Source organism: Helicobacter monodelphidis (assembly GCF_003288845.1).
Taxonomy (GTDB): Bacteria; Campylobacterota; Campylobacteria; order Campylobacterales; family Helicobacteraceae; genus NHYN01.
This window is the reverse complement of record NZ_NHYN01000108.1, coordinates 1-411: the sequence shown is the minus strand read 5'-3', so window position 1 is coordinate 411 and position 411 is coordinate 1. Positions and strand designations below refer to the sequence as shown.

Annotated in this window: 1 protein-coding gene; it reads left to right on the top strand. The window is 31.6% G+C overall.

Annotated features, from left to right (window positions below; genetic code table 11):
- Window positions 1-411: asparagine synthase-related protein (locus tag CCZ01_RS10110; protein WP_258437190.1), on the top strand; the 411-nt coding region annotated here is incomplete at both ends.

Genomic DNA, 411 nt, shown 5'->3' with positions numbered 1-411 from the left:
TATTTATATGCAATATTTTGTTATGCAAAAAGCAAAAGAGTTGGGCATTAAGGTTATGTTTGATGGGCAGGGTGCTGATGAAGTATTTTTGGGGTATGAACATTATTTTAAATATATCTATAAAGACTTAAAAGATAGGGCAATAATGAATGAGGATTTTTTTGAAAATCTAAAATCTTTTCGCTATCCCAAAGAAGGTATTTTAGAAGGTTATCACGGAATTGAAAAATTTGGGGTTGCGTGGGAAAGAATCAGGCAAACAAGTGGTGTGAGAGAATCTTACTTAAATCAAAAGGAGATAAGAGATATATTTGACTATCAATCCTTTTTTTCTTTTAACATACGCGAATTAATGCAAAATAATCTCCAAGCTTTATTGCGTTTTGAAGATAGGGATTCTATGGCATTTGG